Here is a 20,821-nt window from a genome sequence, read left to right as displayed (position 1 = left end):
TTATTTTATTTGCCCGCTTCTACTTGCTCATTTTACTTGCTCATTGTAAGATGCAAGCCATTCCTGCTTGACCTCGCTCCAGTGGCCGCGCTTCTCCAGAGCTTCCTGGAACTTCGTCCATTCCGTCTCAAATTGGCCGCTATCCTTCGCCATCAGCAGCTTGGCTCTATATTCCTTGCGAATATTTTCGATTTCAGGGGAATATTTCTCCCATAGGCCGCCAGCCTTCATTTCAATCAAATCATACGGCTCGGCAACCCGGATACTTCCCATTTTGCCGATCGCCTCGGTGAATTTGATCGTTTTGGCTGCTCCCGCTTTCCCGCCATCCGCTGTGTTCCACCATGGATACCACTCGTTGCTGTAGGAAGAAGCCATGTACAGCTCCGGCGTAACCTTCGCTTTTTGGGCCGCATCACCCGAATTCCGGCTTGTTTTATAAGCTTCATCCGTGAACTGCCATTTCCCAAGCGGCTGGTCAACCCAATCCCAATACAGTCCAACTGGGCCTTCATTAATGACATGCTGTTGTTCAGGCTTCGGCTGCAGCGTGTAATCAAAAAACTTTAAAATCGCTTCCAGGTTTTTTGTATTGGAGCTGACATACACATCGTAACCCGGATTCGGATTAACGACCTGGTTGATGCCGACTTTCTCTACGCCTTGAACTTTAGGGAAAGGAACGACTTCATAAAACCAGCCTGGCTCCGTAGGACCGTCAAGCGTCTCCCATACGGAGGTTGGAATATTCCAGAAGCTTCCCGCATTTAGAGCGACACGTCCCGATTTATTTTTTTCGTTATATTGCTCTTTTTTATTCGTAACGACCTCTGGGTCAATCAGCTTGGCGACGTACATTTTGTTCATCCACGCATAAGCCGCCTTAAAGTTCGGATCATCGTAAGCGAATACAAAATCATCGCCTTTTTTCTCGATTCCCCTGCCGCCCGTCGTGACGCCAAAGGCGGTGAGAATCGCGTTCTCATCGCTCCAGCTGAGCGTATCATTCGTATCCATTAGAAACGAAAGGGGAAGCAGCGTTTTGCCTGACGCATCCTTTTGCTCAGCCGCTTTTTTCAGAAAAGCCTCTACGCCTTCAATAGTAGCCAGATCAGCTATGGTCATGCCAACGCTTTCCAGCACATCCGTTCTGACTGACCATCCTTGCGATGCCCAGCCCGGCCATGGATCTTCAGGATTTTGGTCAAACCAGGTCGGAATCGACCAAATATGTCCGTCCGCATCCTTCATCAATTCGAGATACTGCTTCGGAATCGCAGCCAGCCCCGGATATTTATCCGGCATATCGAAATACTGCTCCAAAGACATCAGCTGCTTCGAGCGGTTCATGGCGCTCTTCACCGTTTCATTTCGGCCAAAAATCGCTGCATCCTCAAAGCCGCCTGTGTTAATTTTCAAATTAAGCGCTGTCATTGCATCGCCCTGTGTCGTCTCCAGCTTAACATCAACACCCGGCTCTTTCTCGCGCCAATACTTCTGGACCAAGCTGTCATTATTCGTTGTTGCCGTCCATCCCAGCCACAGATTGAACGAGGTTGAACCGCCAGCTGCCGCGCTGCCTGTATCGGTGCTGCTTGGCTGATTGTTTGTAGAATTCGAACAACCCGCCATTACGGTCAGCGATACGGCAACGGTTAATGCCGTTAAGAAACGCTTTTTAGATTTCACTGTCATACTCCCCCTATACAAGATTGTACTTCAAATCGGTATATAAATGTTGCTCTAATACCCGAATAATCAGCCTTTGACCGAGCCCACAAGAACTCCTTTGACAAAGTATTTTTGCAAAAACGGATAAACACAAAGAATAGGAATTGCACTGACCATTACAACAGCCATTTTAATCGACATCAGCGTAATATTTTGCAGCTGCGAGCTTCTCGCCAGCGCCTCCTGATTCGTGTTGGAGCCGAGTACGGCAGACAAATCCGACGCAGCTAGAAGCTGCTGCAAGAAGGTTTGAACGGGAATCAATTCCTGCTTCGTAACGAAGAAGGCGCCCGCGAACCAATCATTCCAATGGCCGACTGCCGTAAACAAGCCTAGTGCAGCCAGCATCGGTTTGGACAGCGGAATAATCATCTGCATTAAAATTCGCAGCGGTCCAGCTCCATCTAGTTCAGCGGATTCCACCAGCGCCTCCGGTATGCCCTGAATAAATTTCAGCATGACGAACATGTTCCAGACGGAGAAGAGGCCCGGCAGAACGTATACCCAGAACGAATTAATCAAGCCCAGATTGTTGAGCTGAATGTAGTACGGAACCAAGCCGCCGCTGAACAGCATCGTAATCAGAATATAGCCGAGAATGGTGCCTCTAAAAGGAAGTCCGCGATAGGACAATCCGTACGCCACAAGCAGCGTAACGAGCAGTCCGCCAACCGTCCCAATGATGGTCCTGCCAATCGTGATCAGATAAGAATTCCGAATAATCTCATTGCCAAGTACGATCTCATAATTAATAAGGGTAAAATTCCGCGGCCATAAGTAAACCCCGCCCTTGGCAGCATCTGCGCCGTCATTCAAAGATATGGCCAGCATATACAAAAACGGATAAAGCACGGATACACACAGCAGGCCGAGCAGCGCTACGATGACGTATTGGGCAATATTTTCACCTTTGCTCATCTTCATACGCCATCACCATAATCCTTCGCCGTTTATTTTTCTTGAAAACTGATTCGTCCCCACAACTAAAATCAGACTGATAATCGAGGAGAGCAAACCAACCGCAGTTGCCATGCCAAAGTAGCCTTGCTGCAGTCCGCTGCGTAAAATATACGTATCCAGCACGTCGGCCACTTCCTGGTTAGCTGAATTCATGAGCGGATAAATTTGATCCATGCCCACGGTAATCAAGCTTGGAATACTCAAGATCAGGACGATCGAGATCGTCGGCAGCATGCCTGGAATCGTAATGTGGCGAATTTGGGATAGCTTGCCTGCGCCCTCTACCTTGGCGGATTCATAGAGCTGCGGGTCAATCGTCGTAATCGCTGCCAAATAAAGAATCGTATTCCAGCCTGTTTCTTTCCACAAGCCGCTTAACACTACCATCGGCCGGAACCATTCCGTCGAGCCCAAGAAGAAGATGGAGTCCCCACCCGCTTGATTGATAAACTGGTTGACCAGGCCGCTGTCGAGCGTCAAAAAGGATTGAAGAATGTAGGCTACTACAATCCATGAGAAGAAGTGGGGCAGGTAGCTGACCGATTGAACGAAGCGCTTGAACACTGGCCGGGTCACTTCATTAATCAGCAGAGCCAGCAGAATAGGCGCCGGAAAGCCGAATACAAACTTCAACACCGATATATAGAGTGTATTTTTGACTACGGTCAAAAACTGGGGGTCTTGAATAAAGGAAAAATTATCTAAACCAACCCAAGCACTATTCCATATGGATGTTCCGATTTGGAAATCCCGGAATGCAACCTGTATCCCTACCATAGGGATATAGTTGAAAAGCAGCAGCAGGACCACGCCCGGTAAAATCATTAAATATTGCCATCGATACTTATAAAGCTTTGCGTACAATCTGCATCCCTCCTTGGTCTTTCTATCATAAAGGTAAATTCGGAGCACTCCTACGCAACAGCGGTTGGATATCTATCGTTCTGATTAGAATTCATAACGAAAAGGCTTCGCCCCATGTAAAGGAGACGAAGCCTTTTTGCAATTATTACTACTGAGCCGAAACATTTACACTATCCATATTCGGTCCCTCTGTACCCGTCGTTACAACTTTTAAAATATTGTTCCCGCTGCTCATGGATACCTGAATCGTTTTCTCGCCCCAGGTTGTCCAGCTGCCGGTCGCTGTAAAGGCAGCATTGCTGATTACTTTCGCTCCATTAACATAAATATCCAAATTTCTCGTCCCTGACTCCAGCGCATACCGGAACTTTACATTTTTAGTTCCAGTTACAGCAGCGTAGATGCTATTCCACTGAATGGCTGCATCGGTTGCAGCATTAAAGTTGACATATCCGCTGCCGCTGTAGCCCGAATTGATGGTTTCTACTGCGGAGCTGGTCAATGTTGTACCCGTCTCGGCTTCATAAGTGGTACCGCTGCCGCTGCCTCCACCGCTTCCTAATTCAGCTACAAAGGTTGTAACACTCTGGGCCGGAAGCTGGCCTGTAAAGGAACCGGCCGACACATTAATCGACGATCCGGCTGCAAGATTTCTAGTGCTGTCTGTTACCCATGAAGATACCGTCGATGCATTCCCGTTCTGCAGGACAAATTTCTGATTGACTGCCGAGGTGCCTTTGTTGATGGCAACAATAACCACCTTGTTGTCGCCTTTATATGCAGAGGTGAACACGTTTGTTTCAGGGCTCTTCGATGCATCAACCCTTACATAGCCAGGACGAACGAATTTGGAAAAATGAGCCATGTTATAACCGCGTTTGCTGATCGTGCCGTCCTCTTTCATCGGGCCGTATTGTCTGCGGATATACCACCATACATAGGCTTGGAAATCTCCTTCAACCATAGCACTGTGAATATGATGGGAAACATCCAATGCCTCGGGCCAGAGATCCGCCGAGTTGTTGTTACTATTTGGATAGTATACTTCCGTCATCCAGAGCTCTTTGCCCGCTCCTTTTTGTTTAAACAGAGGATAAGCGAAATTGTTAACGCTTGTACCATAAAGATGAGCACCAAGAATGTCCATATTGGCAAGAGCCTGCGGATCATTCAGAATAGGGTCTGACATATTTTTCAGGTATTGAAAGGACTCCGGTGCCATGACCTTCGTATTTTGAATGGAGCCCGCATTTTCTTTCATAAAGCGAAGCATCTCTTGTGGGGTCCACCATGTCCAGTCATGCGCGTAGTCTGGCTCATTTTGGACCGAAATCGCATACAGGTTCACACCGTTATTTTTCATGTACGTGACAAAATCATTAAGATGCTGCGCATACGCAGCGTACTTATCGTATTTAAGCCGTTTGGCTGCAGTATCACCATTTTTATTGAAGGTCTCGATCATACTGCTAGGAGGATTCCATGGCGAAGCAAAGACGAGTGCGCCTTGCTCTATCGCACGTTTGGCAGTCGGCACTTCTCTGTACCAATTATTGCTATCACCGTCTACAAAGATTCTTAGAACAGAAAAGCCTAACTGATTTTGTCCATTGCCAAATGCGGTTTCTCTTTGGGCCGCTGTCAGGTCCCCAATCCAAGCCGGGTGATTAATTCCTCCAAAGCCTCGTATCAATTGTTTTTCTGCCGATAAATTAATGACTGCATCACTTGCTGCTGAAACCTTAGGAGGAGCTGGCACGGTTAATACTAATGGAAGCGCAGTTAAACATGCCAATAAGACAAACATTGATTTTTTCAGACTTGAGATCATTGTTTTCATCTCCTTATAATATTAATTTTTCCTATAAACTTATCCGGTTGTTTAAACAACCGTCTGACCACCCCCTTTTTCAGCTATGAAGCTGCATTTTGCCTTAAGCAGTCATTATCCGTATCATTCAGCCCTTAACACCGCCGAGGGTCATCCCTTGAACAAAATATTTCTGCAGGAACGGATAGACCATCAGAATGGGAATGCTGGCAATGATCGTCATAGTAGCCCGGATCGAAGTCGGCGTCACCATCGTTCCGCTGTCGCCCGCCGCTTGATAGATATCCCCAGCCGTGGCCGTGGCCGCCGTCGTGGATGTTTGCAAAATTTTCATCAGTTCGTACTGCAGCGTGCTTAATTGGATATTGGAGGAATTGTACAGAAACACATCAAACCAGGAGTTCCATTGCCCTACCGCTACAAACAGCGATACGGTAGCCATGACTGGAACGGTCAGCGGCAATACGACGCGGACGAAAGTAGTGAATTCTCCTGCACCGTCGATCCGTGCCGATTCAAGAATACCTTCCGGCAGACCTTCAATGAAAGAACGGATGACGATCATGTTGAACACCCCAATCACGCCCGGAACAATATAAACCCAAAAGGAGTTAATCAGGCCCAAATCCCGAATAAGCAAATAACCGGGAATCAAACCTCCGCTGAAATACATCGTAAACACGAAAAACATCGTAACAAACTTGCGCAGCACGAATCCCTGTCGGCTGACGGTATAGGAGAGCATCGCTGTGCAAAATACGGCCACCACAGTGCCAATAATCGTACGCAGCGCCGATATGAGCGTAGCGTGATAAACGTCGGATTCTCCGAAAATATACTTGTAATTATCCATCGTCCATTCCCGTGGCCATAAATAAATCCCGCCCCTAATGGCGTCGTTAGCATCATTAAAGGAAACGGCAATCATATTGACGAACGGGTAAATCGTGACAATCATCAGCCCTATCATCAATAGGATGTTGCAGCTATCAAACACTCGGTCCCCAAAGCTGGAAGTGCGTAAACGGGACGTTTTTCCTTTTTGCATGGCGTAGCTCCCCTTTTAAAATAATCTGCTTTCCCCCATTTTCTTGGCAATAAAGTTAGCGGAGAAAAGGAAGATGAAGCTGACTACCGTTTTGAATATACCGGCCGCCGTTCCTAAGGAGAAGTTGCCTGTCCCCATACCATACTTCAGCACGAATATGTCGAGATTCTCCGAATAATCCATGTTCATTCCGTTGCCCAGCAAATATTGCGGCTCAAATCCAGCTTCAAGAATATTTCCCATGTTCATGATTAGCAGAATGATGATTACGGGCTTCATTCCGGGAAGCGTTATGCTGACTATGCGCTGAAGCCTACCCGCTCCATCCATTTCAGCTGCTTCATATTGGGAAGGATCGATCGCACTAATGGCGGCCAAATAAATAATCGTGCTCCACCCCACCTCTTTCCAAACCTCAGTCGCCCCGAGAATTCCCCAGAAATATTCCCCCTTGCCCATCCACAGCACCGGGCTATCCATGAGATGGAGCTTCTTCAGCAGCAAATTAATGATGCCATCCGGAGATAAAACCGTCAGAACAATGCTTGACGCCACTACCCAAGAAATAAAATGCGGCAAATAGCTGACGGTCTGAACGAACCGTTTAAAAAAGATATTTTTCAGCTCATTCAGCAGAAGAGCCAATGTAATCGCCGTAACGAAGCCCAGTACTAATTTGATAGAGCTCATCACCAGAGTATTTCGCAGCACACGATAGAAGGTACTGTCCGCGAATAAGAGGTTGAAATGATGCCATCCTACCCATTCCTGTTCCCCGAAGGATTTTGCCGGCTTGAAGTTTTGAAAGGCCATAGTCCAGCCCCAAAGCGGTAAATATTTAAAAATAAAAGCCCAGAGGACGAACGGAATACACATAAACGCTAGCGTTTTCTGCTGAATAAGGCGATGATAAAACAGCTTTATTTTATTTTTATCTGGTCTATCAACACCTCGCTTAGCTCTACTCACCATTTGCCTGCAACGCGATCTTTTACAATCTTGGTCATCGTATTCTCATAGGTGTTCTTGCCCAGCTTGTTCAGCTCGCTGATATACTCCTCCCACAGCTTGTCGAAATTGGACGGTACCTCCATAACCAGAGCAGGCAAATATCTTCTTTGCAGGTCATCGGACTTCATTGTGAAAATTTGTTCAGGAGAACCTTGCTCCAGCGCGATGGACCATGCCGGGAACCATGGACGTGCTTCGGGTTTGGAAAACATCTCGCTGAACGTCTCGACGCCATAAGCGTTCAGAATCGTTTTATCGCCTTCGGTATACGAGGCATAGGCTACCTCTGGCTGATTGCCGGGGCTAAAGGCATTGCCGTCTGATAGGGTGGACTCCCCGCCATAACGCGGCCAGTCTGTTCCGAAGTAGGTAAAACCAAAAGTACGACTGAGCTCAAGATCATCATGGTATTTGCGCTGCTCATCGCTCGCGTAATAAAAACGGCCATTGTCATCTACACTATAGGTTTGATCCTTGATCCCCCATTGAACGAGAATTTGATTTTCTTCCTTCAGCAAATGATCGAAGTATTTAATGATGCGAATGGGATCTTTGGCTTTGATGGAAATGCCGACCGCGTAGTTGGCAACAAATCCTGGCGGATCCATGTACTGATCTTTTATGCCTTTGTCGAATACAATCGGAAGCGGAGCATAACGCTTCTCGTCAATGCCAGCCGCCAACAGGTTTTTGGAAGCATCCCCCACCTGCCATCCATAGTTAAAGTAGCCAAGTACACGTCCTGAGGTCAGCTTGGCCAAGTATTGATCCTTATTCATTGTAAAAGATTCTGGATCAAACAATTTTTCAGCGTTCACTTCGTTCAGCTTCTGAATCCATCTTTTCTGATAGTCGGTTCCTGCCACAACCTTGGCCTCATGGGTTTCCATATCGACCATGACACTGCCGTCGTTAGGATATCCCGCAAGATGCATCGCAGGATTTTGCAGCGTAAAGAAGTTATTCGCGACGCCGGCAAGGGAAACGAATCCGATCGTATCCGCGCCATCGATTGTCGGATGTTTCTCCCTGTATTGCTTGATTAGATCAAAATATTCATCCAATGTGGTGATCTTCGGATAGTTGAACTCCTTCAGCACCGAACGCTGGATCCAGAAGGCTCCCCCGCCAATATTGGGACTGCCGATATACTCGCCCTGATTGGCCGTATACGGCAAGGTGTAAACTTTCCCGTCCTCCTGCCGCATCTTATCGAGGTAAGGTCCGTATACGCGTTTGATGTTGGGCCCATACTCCTCAATCAAATCATCGAGCGGGATGTAGGCTCCAGCGTCCATCAGCTTCGCCATTTCTCCACTAGAGCTAATCACATCTGGATAATCTCCGCTGGCAATCATGACTCCAGCTTTGGTTGTGCTGTCGCCTACGACGTATTCCAGCTTCCAGTCGACACCGGTTTGCTTCTGCAATTCTTTTCCGATGACCGTTTCACTCGCCAGAGTATCCTTCTTGCCTGTCGAAAAATGATAATACGTAAAGGTCGCCGCCGTATGGTCCTCTCCGCTTGCTGCGGAAGGATCGGATGTGGACTTGCTATTAGAGGCGCTGTTAGGCATATCGTTATCTGCCTTGCTGCATCCTCCAAAAGTCGCCGCCAATAAAATAACCAATCCAGCGATTACTGCCTTGCTTTTGGACATTTCAACTAATTCCCCTTCCATTGACAAATTTGTAAGCCCTTTCAATATATCAAGAAAACGCTTTCTTGATTACCCGACAAAGCATACCTTCTTCTTTGAAAATCATACCGATCCTTTTCAATCTGTTAGGGCTGCCCAGCTTCAAGCGGCAGAGTGATTTCTATTCGCGTTCCCGTCCCTTCACCCGCACGAATGGCGAAGTCAAAACGATTCTGGTAACACAGCTTTAGACGGTAATAGGCGTTTTTCATGCCAACTCGCTCGCCTATATCGTCATTTTCCTCCAAATACTGAAACAGCTCATCGAGCTTGGCCTGGGACATGCCGATACCATTGTCGTCTAATCTGATATGAAGCTTGTCCTCCCGCTCGGTGACAGAGATCGCAATGATGCCTTTGTCGGGACTCGATTCAATTCCATGGATACTGGCATTCTCCACAAAAGGCAAAATGACCATCTTTGGAATTCGACGGTTAAGCGCTGACGGATCTGCTACTATGCTGTAGTCCAGCTTGCCGCCAAAGCGGTATTGCTGAATTTCCAGAAAGCTGCCTATCAGCTCCAATTCCTCACGCACCGTCACGTATTTTCGGCTCCAAGAGATGGACTGGCGGAACATTTGAGCCATATGATGGATGATTTTTGCTGTTTCCCGCTCCCCCTTGATGACGCTCCTCATGCGGACAGATTCCAGGGCGTTAAATAGAAAATGGGGATTGATCTGGCTGTGCAAGGCATGAAGCTGCGCCTGCTGCTGCTTCAGCTCCAGATCCTTCTTTTGGATATCCGCAATATAAACCTCATTAATTAAATTATTAATAGTTTCCATCATTCGATTGAATTCCATCGTTAGCTGGCCGATTTCGTCTCTGGCATCTTCGTAGGGAATCGTCTGAAAGGTTTGCGTTTTCACCTTCTTCATATGCTTTAAAATCTGCACCAGCCGTACATGCAGAGACCTCGACATTACAGCAATAATGATAGAGGGCAGCACAAAATTAATGCATGCGAGCCAAATGACAATGGAACGCGAATGGCGGACCTCTCTAAGAAAGACCTCCTCATTTATTACGCCTTGCAGCGTCCACCCCTCCAAATAACTAATCCCATCGTAAGAGGCTTCGAACAAACGGGAATTTCTTGGAAGCGCAATGTCCTCAAACCGGACGTTTGCCTGCTGCCATTGTCCTCCCCGTTCATTGCCAAAGCACACCCGTCCCTCAGGGTCGACCAAATAAACCTTGCCGCCAAAGGCGCTGCTCCCAAATTTTTGGGCGAGCAAGTCCATGTTCAAATCGATTTTCACCAGCTGCTCAATACCGCCGGTGTGGTAATTGTTTAACTGTTGAATGAGGCTGAGTTTGTTGTCCGAATAAACAAAAGCCGGATAAAGAGCGGAAGAGGACTTAGACTGGATATACCAGTCGGACTGCCGAAGCGTTTCGGTCAAGCGATCAATATAGCCCGAAGACAAAACAGTGGGGTTATCTGTATACACCTGATACCAGCGGACACCTTGTACGTTTTGATCAGAAAACGCCCCACTCAGATAAGACTGATAAGTATTAATGTAATCCATCTGACTGGAAAAACGTCTGGCAACTGTTTTGTTAAAGATGGGATCAGCATATAGGGAATAGGACAAACCAACGCCTTGGTCAATCGTTACGCGCAAATCGTTTTTGAGATTGTTTAACGCCATGTCCGCATCCCGGGTTTTTTGGCTGCGAATATTGACTGTGGTCACGTTATAGAACACCACATTAGTGACAACGATAGGGATAAATACCGACAGTATGTACATAAGCAGCAGCTTGTCGCGCAGTTTCATGTAGTTCAAATTGAATTTCATCATTGGGGCAACCCCTATTCTTTAATATTCAGCATATTGCGATATTCTGTCGGAGATCGTTTTTCCAGCTTCTCGAACTGGGTGACAAAATAATCCGCATTCTGAAAGCCGACTCTGGCGGCAATTTCGTACATGCGCAGGTCAGTCTGCCGAAGCAGCTTTTTAGCTTCCTTTACCCGAAGCTCCAATACATATTCATTAAAATAAACGCCATAGTTTTTACGAAAAAGCCGGCCTAGATACAAGGCATTCATATAAAACCTTGCTGCGATGCATTTAAGACTGATATTTTCGCTATAATGGGCGTCAATATAGTTTTTAATCTGCTTGATGCTGCTCCTGGACCACTCCTGACGCAGCAACGCAATGTACTCCTCCGCTTCCGCAAGCGCCAGCATGAAATGCTCCTCCAACAGCTGTAAGCTCCAATTGCCGTGTTCCCGTTCAGCCAGTTCCTTTAGCCGCCGAACTTCCTCCTCGCTGCCGTCCATTTCCTTAATTACGGCTATAATTCCGGTGATGCATCGGGAGAGGGACCCTGTTACGGCTTGCGGAGTGAAACGCTGCTCACGGAACAATCGAAACATGCCCTCCGCCGTTTGGCGGTATGCTTCCCTGCTGCCTTCTTCCAGCTGCAAGATCAGCTTGTTTGAAATGTCTGGACTAATATCAAAAACATACAAAGGCCTATTATTAATTTTTGCGTACCAAATTACGCCGCGTTCGGCATACTTGTGCCGGGCCGCTTCGCTAGCCTCCAGAAAGGAACGGCGAAGCTCTGCTACATGATCGACGGAATTGCCCGCATAAATGCCGATGTCGACGCTCAGGCGACGGGAAAGGGCTGTGCGAAGCCTTTCCAGAAACGGCCCGATTCCGCCAGCTCTGTTATGCATCCAGTCCACGTTTAACAGCAGCCCAAACTTGCCCGGCTGCAGCTCGATGACGGGAATATCTCCTCTTTGCTCCTCAAGAGAGTGCAGTGCTTCCTGAAATGTCCTCATATCGGCCAGCTGCTCCTGCGGAGCGGCATAAACGTCGACCAAGACATACATCATGCTTGCACCTTCTGGCATGCCTAGCATCGAAGAATATTGCTCCGCCTCCTTTCTATTCAAAGCTCCCTGCATCAGCGCTTCTAGAATGGGGTTGCCTGCCTGTTTGTCTCCGGACAGCAAAGCCTTTTTTCGCTCTCCGATGCTGTAGGTCAGCTTCCGTAAAGCTGCTGTTATTTCCTCTTCATCAATAGGCTTCATAATATAGTCATGTACCCCATAGCGAAGAGCCTGCTGCGCATATTTAAAGTCGTTATAGCCGCTAATAATGATGAAGACCGGGTCAAGCTGGGTATTCTCCTTCACACTTCGGATCAGGTCAAGCCCATCCACGAGCGGCATGCGTATGTCCGTAATGACTAAATCCGGCTCCAAGTCCTCAATCATTTCCAGCGCTTCCTTGCCATTGTTCGCCTCCCCTACTACAATGAACTTCATTTCTTCCCATGGGATGAGTTCCATCAGCCCTTTCCGAACAAACACCTCATCGTCTGTCAGCAGTACTTTGAGCATTGTCCATTATCCCTTCCTTCATTAAAAATAGAAGCCCTCTCATTTGTAAGCGCTATCAAATAAATCAAAATGATAAAAAACCCCCTAAATAATCTTTGCGGATATGCGCGGATTTGGGAGTTTTAGTGAGGCACAGTATATAGCAATGGAACAAATGGTTGACGAAGTGAATGCGGGCTCCTTGCCCAATACCATACTCATGTTAACACATTTACATATTTTATCCAATTAGAAGAAAAACTTCTAAGAGGCTCTTTTAAGCAACGCTAGTAATTTATATGGAGGTCGCGCTTTAGAATGTGATATAATTCAATTTATTTAAATACATAATTTAGAAATGAATCGAATGATTGCAGAGGTCCTCAGTCCTATGAAAAATTACATCGCTCATCAAGCGGAAACCTTTATTCTTAGTAAATATACAAGCCGCTTCTTATTCGGAATCGCATTTCTTGCTGTCATTGCGGCCGACTTTTGTTTCGAAAATTACATATTGTTTCAGTTTGCTTATTTAATGCTCAGCTTACTGGTAGGCCTTTCTTTTTGGAAGGAAACCTGGATTCGTAGCGTGCTCGTCGTTCTTATCGTTTTCTTTAGAGTTTATTTGGAGCGGCAGCCGGCATTTCTCATTCAAGATGAATTCCTCTTGAGAGTCTTCACTTTAGTCGTTACGTATTTCTTAACCTCCTCTTCTATTTCGTTTATGATTTTGTATTACAATAGACAGAAGCAAAATATGCTTCAGCTCACCTTTACACTAGCTAAAGCCTTGGATTCAAGGGATCATTATACGGCCGATCACTCCGATAACGTGGCCTATTATTCGAAGAAAATCGCTGAAGAAATGAAGATGTCCAAGCTGGCATGCGAACGCATTTATATTGGCGGAATTCTTCACGATATTGGGAAGATCGGTGTACCCGAGCATATTCTCCTCAAACCATCCCGATTAACGGACGGAGAATTTGAAATTATTAAGGAGCATCCTAATACGGGTTATGAAATGCTAAGTCATATTTCCCATCTTAAACGCTCCGGCATTTTGGATATGATTCTTCATCATCATGAAAGATTTGACGGCCGCGGCTATCCGAGCCGCATTGGACAGAGCGAAATTCCGATTGCAGCTAGAATTATGGCTGTTGCTGATACGTTCGATGCCATGACCTCTAAGAGGGTGTACAGAGGCGAGCTCGATGTTGAGTTTGCGATAGAGGAAATTCGGAAAAATGCTGGAACCCAATTTGATCCCGATGTAGTCAAAGCCTTTATGAACATCTGGAAGCGGGAAGGTCCGAAACTATTATCCAAGCATTCTGCTAAGCCAACCATAGAGCAACCCTTAAATAAAGAAACAGCTGCAGTCTCGGACCTGAAAATAACGTCCTAGACCGCAGCTGTTTTATTTTTCCTGCTTTAGCTTTACGATATGCTCATTCTCATGAATATGAATGCCTGCCTGATTGCTTTTCGCTGCAAAAATCATGGCTTTGGCAACAGTACTGGCCTGCACAGGAGCATATTTTCTGAGCGGTCCCGAAAACAATGGAGAAAGCAAGACCGACAACGATGCGGCGATTCGTTCCCCGAACCGGAATTCCTTCCGCTCTCCAAGCAGCAGCGAAGGACGGAGTATATGCAAAACCGGAAGCTTGAGACTGCTCAGCGCTTCTTCCACTTCCCCCTTCACACGATTATAGAAGGCTCGCGATGATGGATTTGCCCCGATTGCAGATACAAGCAATAGCTGTCTTGCTCCTTGCCTGCTCGCCAATTGTCCAAGCGATAGCGGGTATTGATAGTCTACTTTTCGAAAAGCATCCTGACTCCCAGCCTTCTTGATTGTGGTACCGAGTGTGCAAAACACATCTGCACCGCCCATCTGTACATCAGCTTGCTGCAATTGGTCAAAATCGATGATTTGCTCTACGAGCTTTGGATGCACCATGCCCGTTGGCCGCCGAACAAGAATCGTTACGGCCCTATATGCCACATCGTTAAGCAACAATTGAACCAGCTCTTTGCCAATTAAGCCTGTGGCTCCCGCCACTACAGCTGTTCTGTTCATTTGACTGCCCCCCTTTTTTTCAAGATCAATCAAACTGATTACTTGCCTTCTTGAACGAAATGTTCAATGCGTTGTTTAATTGAATCGCGAACGATACGGAACTGAGCGATGATCTCTTCCTCTGTTCCTGCTGCTTTTGCCGGATCATCAAAGCCCCAGTGCCATTTGGTCACGTTCGGATTGGAAACGACAGGACAATGCTCGTCTGCGTGCCCACAAAGAGTAATGACATAATCAGCATGATTTAGAATTTCAGGGTCAATGACATCGGACGTATGGCTGCTAATATCGACACCCGCTTCTTTCATCACTTGAACGGCACGCGGATTTAAGCCATGTGCTTCAAGCCCCGCGCTTTTCACTTCATATTTATCCCCGCCCACTAATTTCAAAAAACCATCGGCCATTTGGCTTCTGCAAGAGTTCCCTGTGCACAAAAAATAAATAAGTGGTTTTTTCCCCATTTTCTAATCCCCTTTTTCAATATGGATGGCTTGCTTTTTTACCCAGCCATTTCATCAAGACCGCTGTAAGCAACACGATGACGGCAGCTACCAAAACAGTGGAAATCCAGACGTTAAGGTTTACTGTGTAGATGAAATATAGCCATGCAGACAACCCCGCAAGCGTAATAAATAGGGTTGGTACCGTTAATAAAATACCGATCTTAAAATAGTACCCCCAGCTAATTTTCACTTCTTTGCGCGAAAGCACATGAAGCCATAGAAGAGTGGCGAGTGAACCAATCGGTGTAATCTTCGGACCTAAATCAGAGCCAATCACATTAGCGTAAATCAATGCTTCACGGAGCATCCCTTCCGTTTGGGTTCCATTTATAGCTAACGCGTCAATCATGACTGTCGGCATATTATTCATTAAGGAAGACAATATCGCGGCAATGAAGCCCATTCCCACCGTGGCCATAAACAATCCCTTATCCGCAACCGTTTGAAGCACACTTCCAAGGGCATCCGTCAGTCCCGCATTTCGCAAGCCATATACGACAACATACATGCCCAAGGAGAAAATGACGACCGTCCATGGAGCTTCCTTTATCAGCTTTTTCGTATGAATGATTGGACTGTTGCGGGCTGCAATAAGAAATCCGCCAGCAGCTATACCCGCTACAATCGAAACCGGAATGGAGAAGAATTCGCTGCCGAAATACGCCAACAGTAATACAGCTAAAATGATCCAGGAAAGCTTGAATAGTCTCTTATCCTTGATGGCATCAACTGGCTTCTTTAATTGAGCTAGCTCGTAATTTTTCGGTATGCTATTTCTAAACAACAGGTAGAGCATGATTAGGCTTGCAATAATGGAGAAGAAGCCCGGAACGATCATACGGCTGGCATACTCTGCAAACCCGATTCCAAAATAATCGGCAGATACGATATTAACTAAATTACTCACAACTAGAGGCAAAGAAGCAGTGTCTGCAATAAACCCGCTCGCCATAATAAAAGGCAAAATCATTTTATGTTCAAATTTCAAAGCCCTCACCATGGAAAGCACGATCGGGGTAATAATTAATGCGGCACCGTCGTTTGCAAAAAATGCAGCTACAGCAGCTCCAAGCAAAATGACATACGCAAACATAAGCTTGCCATTTCCTTTTGCGAGGCGGGCCATATGCAGCGCTGCCCATTCGAAAAGACCAATTTCGTCTAAAATCAGCGAAATTAAAATGATTGCTACAAAGGCAAGGGTAGCATTCCATACAAGCCCTGCAACCGCGCCAACATCAGCGAAGCTCACCACTCCCATGAGAAGTGCAAGCACCGCTCCGGCCGTTGCCGACCAGCCAATGCTTAACCCCTTCGGTTGCCAAATGACAAATACAAGGGTGAGCAGAAAAATGACAAAGGCAATGACAGTCATGTCTCCCCCTGAATGCCGCAGCTGTTATTTTTCAAGCCTGCTATTTGTGCTTTCATGGTAGGTAAATATTCATAAACACATTGTACGTAGGCTTCCGCTTCCGGGTTTAAAGAATAATAGACCCACTGCCCCTTTTTCTTTTCACTCAGCAGCCCTGCTGCTTTCAGCTTTCGAAGGTGCTGGCTGGCGTTCGGCTGTGACATCCCAATCATTTCGGTTATGTCACAGACACAAAGCTCCCGTTCTTTCAACAAAGCAATGATGGTTAACCGTGTTTTATCCGCTAACAATTTATAGGCTTCCGCCATCTGATGAATTTTTTGTTCCATATTTTGTTCCATATGCGGCACCTCCCTATATGTCTAATTAACTAATCCTCATGGCGTAATCATATAATCAAACACTTATATAATCAATGGCGAATATGTTAAGCTTTTGTAAAGTCGGAAAAAAAAGAACAGCAAAGTGAAATCAGGCGTGAATGCCTGATTTCACTTGGCTTGCAGTCAAAAATCTTCCGTTATCCCTTCACACCGCCAACTGTCATCCCTTGTACAAAATACTTTTGCAGAAATGGGTAAACGATAATAATCGGCAGACTGGCAACAATCGTCATCGTTGCTCGAATGGAAGTCGGTGTCACCATCGTTACATTGCCCTGCGCATTGGCAAAGGCATCAGCTGCTGATCCGCCCGTGCTGGTAGTGGTGCTTGACGTTGAGAGTACCTTCATCAGTTCATATTGTAGTGTGCTTAGATTAATACTGGAAGAATTATATAGAAAAACATCAAACCAGGAGTTCCATTGATAAACCGCTACAAATAGCGAAACCGTCGCGAGGGCTGGTACTGTAAGTGGCAGAACAATTCGCATAAACGTCGTAAAGTCCCCAGCGCCATCCATTCTTGCCGACTCCATAATTCCTTCGGGCAAGCCTTCTATAAAGGAACGAATGACAATCATGTTAAACACACCGATAATTCCGGGAATAATATATACCCAAAAGGTGTTCAGCAAGTCCAGCTCTTTCGTCAGCAAGTAGTTCGGAATTAAACCTCCGCTAAAATACATCGTAAAAATAAAAATGATCGTCACAAACTTTTTGAAAACATATTCAGGGCGACTGATTGTATAGGCTAGCATCGCTGTACAAAACACAGAGACTACCGTCCCCACTATCGTGCGCGCTACAGAAATAAAGGTCGCATGAAAAATAGAGGACTCATTGAAGATGTATTCATAATTTCGCAGCGTCCAATCACGAGGCCAAATATAGATATTCCCACGTATGGAATCATTGGCATCATTAAATGAAAGAGCAAACATATTCAAAAAAGGATACAGCGTTACAACGATCAGCAATAGCATAAAAATGATATTGCACACATCGAATATTTTATCTGGGGAAGAAAAGTATGCTTTACGAGTTGATTTGGCTTGACTCATAGTGATCGCCTCCTTGCACATGATTAGTAGAGCCTGCTTTGACCCAACCGTTTCGCAATATGGTTCGCTGCGATCAGAAAGATAAAGCTGACAACCGTTTTAAACATACCGGCTGCAGTTGCCAAACCATAGTTATTCATCTGCATGCCATATTTCAAAACGAATATATCAAGATTTTCTGAATAGTCCACGTTCATGCTATTGCCGAGCAAGTATTGCGGCTCAAATCCGGATTCAAGAATAAATCCAAGATTCATAATTAATAAAATGACAATAACCGGTCTCATGCCAGGAAGCGTAATATGCCAAATACGCTGAAAACGTGATGCTCCATCCATTTCTGCCGCTTCATATTGCGCAGGGTCAATCGTTAAAATGGCAGCGAGATAGATGATGGTGTTCCAGCCTACATTTTTCCAAATTTCAGATACCCCAAGAATGCCCCAGAAATATTCTCCTTTACCTAACCAGAGAATAGGCTGGTCAATCAGCTGCAGCTTCAGCAGCAGGATGTTGACAATACCTTCGGGAGAAAGTGCGGTTTGCACAATGTTTGCCGCAACAACCCAGGAAATAAAATGGGGTAAATAGCTAATCGTTTGCACCGTTCTTTTGAAATAAACGCTGCGCAGCTCATTAAGCAGCAGTGCTAATACAATGGCTGTTAAAAATCCTAATACGAGATTAATGGAACTCATAACAATCGTGTTGCGCAGTACGAGATAAAAGGCCTCTTCTTTAAATAAAAACGTGAAGTTATCAAGCCCTACCCAGGTTTGATCAAAAATATCCTTAGCCGGCTTGAACTTTTGAAAAGCGATCGTCCAGCCCCAAAGCGGAACGTACTTGAATAAAATGACCCAAGCTAAAAATGGCAAAGACATCAGCATTAGCATTTTCTGCTTGGATAGTCTTTTCAATAAGTTTGTTTTGTGCAAGTGGCCAGTAGCCGTTGCTACAATTAGCTCAGTCTGTTTCCCCACTCCAGATGTCTCCTTTATATATAAATTTCTAATAATACAAAATTTTGGAATAAAAAGGCGGAGTTAACCCCACCTTTTCCTAGCCTCATCTCATATTCGATACCTATTCAAGCTTACCAATTACCTGCAACACGTTCCTTCACCTTGTTTGTAATAAATGCTTCAAAGCCAGCAACGTCCAGCTTGCCAAATTCTTTCACATACTCATTCCAGATGGATTCATAAGCTGACTTAGATGCAAACACCAGTTTCGGATAGTATTTCTTTTGCAAATCTTCGGATTTTTGATTGAAAATCTGTTCGGGAGAGCCTTGCTCTTTCAAAATACTCCACGCAGGATACCATGGTCGTTCTATCGGCTGCGCAAACATTTTGGAGAAGGTTTCCACATGATAGGCATCAAGCAATAACAGATCACCTTCTGTATAATTCGCGGCCGCTACTTCGGGCTGATTGCCTACAGTGTAGGAATTGCCATCCTCAAATATAGAGTTGCTGCCATAACGCGGCCATTCATAATCAAAATACGCCCATCCGTAGGAACGTTTAAACTCATTGTCATTACGATTGGCAAGCTGTTCCTTATCCATTACGAAGCGGCCTTCTTCATTCACGGAATAGGTTTCACCTTCTTGCCCCCATTGAACCAGCTTCTGATTTTCTTCGGTCAACAGGTTGTCCCAATATTTAATAATACGGACAGGGTCCTTTGCACTAACGGAAATCCCGATCCCGCGATTGTTGACAAATGCAGGCGGATCGATGTAAGCATCTTTAATACTTTCGTCGAAAACGATTGGGAGCCCTACATAACGAAGATCGTCATTGCCAGCAGCTTTAAGGTTGTTAGTAGCATCTCCTGTCTGCCACCCATAGTTGAAATATCCAAGTACACGACCGGAAGTAAGCTTTGCAAGATACTGGTCCTTGTTAGCTGTAAAGGTCTCTGGATCAAGCAAGCCTTTGCTGTTTATATCGTTCAAGGCAGTCAGCCATTTCTTCTCGTAATCCGAGGCTGCATAAACTTTAGCTTCATGGGTGTTCATATCAACCATTACGTTGCCGTCGTTTGGATATCCGGCTAAATGCATAGGCACGTTCGTAATCGAGTAGAAATCACCTGACACACCAGCGGATGTTATGAATCCGATTGTACTTTTACCGTCCATCGTAGGATATTTGGCTTGATATTTCTCAATCAGCTCAAAATATTGATCGAGTGTCTTCACTTCTGGGTAGCCAAATTCCTTCAATACGCGGCGCTGAATCCAGAAAGCGCCTTGCCCAACGTCCGGCTCAGTCAAATATCCGTTGACATTGGCGGTATATGGAAGAATATAAATATTTCCGTCCTCGCTCTTGATTTTATCCATGTAATCGCCATATACCCGCTTAATGTTCGGGGCATGCTCCTCGATTAAATCATTTAACGGAATAAGCGCTCCTGCATCAATCAGCTTTTCAAGCTCCGCAACTGGTGATATGACGTCGGGATATTCTCCTCCGGCAATCATAACGCCAGATTTTGTGCTCGCATCGCCGACGACAAATTCCATCTTCCAGTCTACACCTGTTTGTTGTTGAAGCACCTTGCCAATGGTCGTGTCGCTGGCAAGCACATCCTTGTTCGAACCGAAGCCAAAGTAAGTAAAGGTCACCGGCTCTGTACTTACTTCGGAGCCCTCCGCCTTACCTGCCTCCTTGTTTCCAGCGTTCTTTTCTCCATCATTACTGCAGCCTGCAATAAGCATTGCCGAAGCCATTATAATTGCCATACTTGTCTTTAGCCATTTCTTGTTGATCATAACTTTGTCCCCTTTCTTGCCACAATAAATGTAAGCACTTTCATTATAAAAGAAATGAGGGCGCAATGTTACACCGCAAACCTTAGAATATTCTTCGTAAAGTAAAGGAT

The 20,821-nt window shown here is 45.7% G+C and carries 17 protein-coding genes; 1 reads left to right on the top strand and 16 read right to left on the bottom strand.

Going from position 1 to position 20,821, the window contains the following annotated elements; all coding sequences use genetic code 11:
• Positions 1-27: 27 nt before the first annotated feature.
• The 9 genes from ASF12_RS09925 to ASF12_RS09885 form a co-directional block, all read right to left on the bottom strand.
• Complete coding sequence (locus ASF12_RS09925) at positions 28-1,689, bottom strand: hypothetical protein (protein ID WP_235533116.1); 1,662 nt, start codon at positions 1,687-1,689, stop codon at positions 28-30.
• Between the two features lie 69 nt (positions 1,690-1,758).
• The gene (locus ASF12_RS09920) at positions 1,759-2,655 is read right to left on the bottom strand and encodes a carbohydrate ABC transporter permease (RefSeq protein ID WP_056033393.1); all 897 of its coding nucleotides are present in this window, start codon (positions 2,653-2,655) and stop codon (positions 1,759-1,761) included.
• A 6-nt stretch (positions 2,656-2,661) separates the two neighbouring features.
• Complete coding sequence (locus tag ASF12_RS09915; RefSeq protein WP_056033390.1) at positions 2,662-3,555, bottom strand: ABC transporter permease; 894 nt, start codon at positions 3,553-3,555, stop codon at positions 2,662-2,664.
• A gap of 148 nt (positions 3,556-3,703) precedes the next feature.
• Complete coding sequence (locus tag ASF12_RS09910; protein ID WP_056033387.1) at positions 3,704-5,386, bottom strand: carbohydrate-binding protein; 1,683 nt, start codon at positions 5,384-5,386, stop codon at positions 3,704-3,706.
• Between the two features lie 127 nt (positions 5,387-5,513).
• On the bottom strand, positions 5,514-6,434 hold the full coding sequence (locus tag ASF12_RS09905; protein WP_056033384.1) for a carbohydrate ABC transporter permease: 921 nt from the start codon (positions 6,432-6,434) through the stop codon (positions 5,514-5,516).
• Positions 6,435-6,449: 15 nt separating this feature from the next.
• The gene (locus ASF12_RS09900; protein ID WP_056033381.1) at positions 6,450-7,406 is read right to left on the bottom strand and encodes an ABC transporter permease; all 957 of its coding nucleotides are present in this window, start codon (positions 7,404-7,406) and stop codon (positions 6,450-6,452) included.
• Complete coding sequence (locus ASF12_RS09895; protein WP_056033377.1) at positions 7,400-9,106, bottom strand: ABC transporter substrate-binding protein; 1,707 nt, start codon at positions 9,104-9,106, stop codon at positions 7,400-7,402. The genes ASF12_RS09900 and ASF12_RS09895 overlap by 7 nt, the downstream gene beginning before the upstream one ends.
• A 125-nt stretch (positions 9,107-9,231) precedes the next feature.
• A complete protein-coding gene (locus tag ASF12_RS09890; protein ID WP_056033373.1) occupies positions 9,232-10,962 on the bottom strand; it encodes a sensor histidine kinase in 1,731 nt (576 codons plus the stop codon).
• Positions 10,963-10,973: 11 nt separating this feature from the next.
• Positions 10,974-12,527: a response regulator gene (locus ASF12_RS09885; protein WP_056033370.1), complete on the bottom strand. Its 1,554-nt coding sequence runs from the start codon at positions 12,525-12,527 to the stop codon at positions 10,974-10,976.
• A gap of 370 nt (positions 12,528-12,897) precedes the next feature.
• On the opposite strand from ASF12_RS09885, the gene ASF12_RS09880 reads away from it, so the two are divergent.
• Positions 12,898-13,917: an HD-GYP domain-containing protein gene (locus ASF12_RS09880; RefSeq protein WP_056033366.1), complete on the top strand. Its 1,020-nt coding sequence runs from the start codon at positions 12,898-12,900 to the stop codon at positions 13,915-13,917.
• Positions 13,918-13,929: 12 nt separating this feature from the next.
• Here ASF12_RS09880 and ASF12_RS09875 read toward each other — a convergent pair whose 3' ends face one another.
• The 7 genes from ASF12_RS09875 to ASF12_RS09845 all read right to left on the bottom strand — a co-directional run bounded on the left by ASF12_RS09875 (position 13,930) and on the right by ASF12_RS09845 (position 20,711).
• A complete protein-coding gene (locus ASF12_RS09875) occupies positions 13,930-14,595 on the bottom strand; it encodes an oxidoreductase (RefSeq protein ID WP_056033363.1) in 666 nt (221 codons plus the stop codon).
• A 38-nt stretch (positions 14,596-14,633) separates the two neighbouring features.
• Positions 14,634-15,059 carry an arsenate reductase (thioredoxin) gene (arsC, locus tag ASF12_RS09870; RefSeq protein WP_056033360.1) on the bottom strand — a complete coding sequence of 142 codons (426 nt, stop codon included), beginning with the start codon at positions 15,057-15,059 and terminating at the stop codon, positions 14,634-14,636.
• 16 nt (positions 15,060-15,075) lie between these two features.
• Positions 15,076-16,476 carry an arsenic transporter gene (locus tag ASF12_RS09865; RefSeq protein WP_056033358.1) on the bottom strand — a complete coding sequence of 467 codons (1,401 nt, stop codon included), beginning with the start codon at positions 16,474-16,476 and terminating at the stop codon, positions 15,076-15,078.
• Entirely contained in the window at positions 16,473-16,817 is a 345-nt protein-coding gene (locus ASF12_RS09860; RefSeq protein WP_235533115.1) for an ArsR/SmtB family transcription factor, read from the bottom strand. The genes ASF12_RS09865 and ASF12_RS09860 overlap by 4 nt, the downstream gene beginning before the upstream one ends.
• A gap of 179 nt (positions 16,818-16,996) precedes the next feature.
• Positions 16,997-17,923 (bottom strand): carbohydrate ABC transporter permease, encoded by a 927-nt coding sequence (locus tag ASF12_RS09855; protein WP_056033355.1) that lies wholly within the window; start codon positions 17,921-17,923, stop codon positions 16,997-16,999.
• Between the two features lie 23 nt (positions 17,924-17,946).
• Complete coding sequence (locus ASF12_RS09850; RefSeq protein ID WP_155973015.1) at positions 17,947-18,819, bottom strand: ABC transporter permease; 873 nt, start codon at positions 18,817-18,819, stop codon at positions 17,947-17,949.
• Positions 18,820-19,019: 200 nt separating this feature from the next.
• Positions 19,020-20,711, bottom strand: coding sequence for an ABC transporter substrate-binding protein (locus ASF12_RS09845; RefSeq protein ID WP_056033352.1), 1,692 nt, complete (start codon positions 20,709-20,711; stop codon positions 19,020-19,022).
• Between the last annotated feature and the right edge of the window lie 110 nt (positions 20,712-20,821).

Origin of the sequence: Paenibacillus sp. Leaf72, assembly GCF_001422685.1 — a bacterium.
In the GTDB taxonomy this organism is placed as follows: domain Bacteria; phylum Bacillota; class Bacilli; order Paenibacillales; family Paenibacillaceae; genus Pristimantibacillus.
This window is presented reverse-complemented; position numbering and strand designations above follow the sequence as displayed.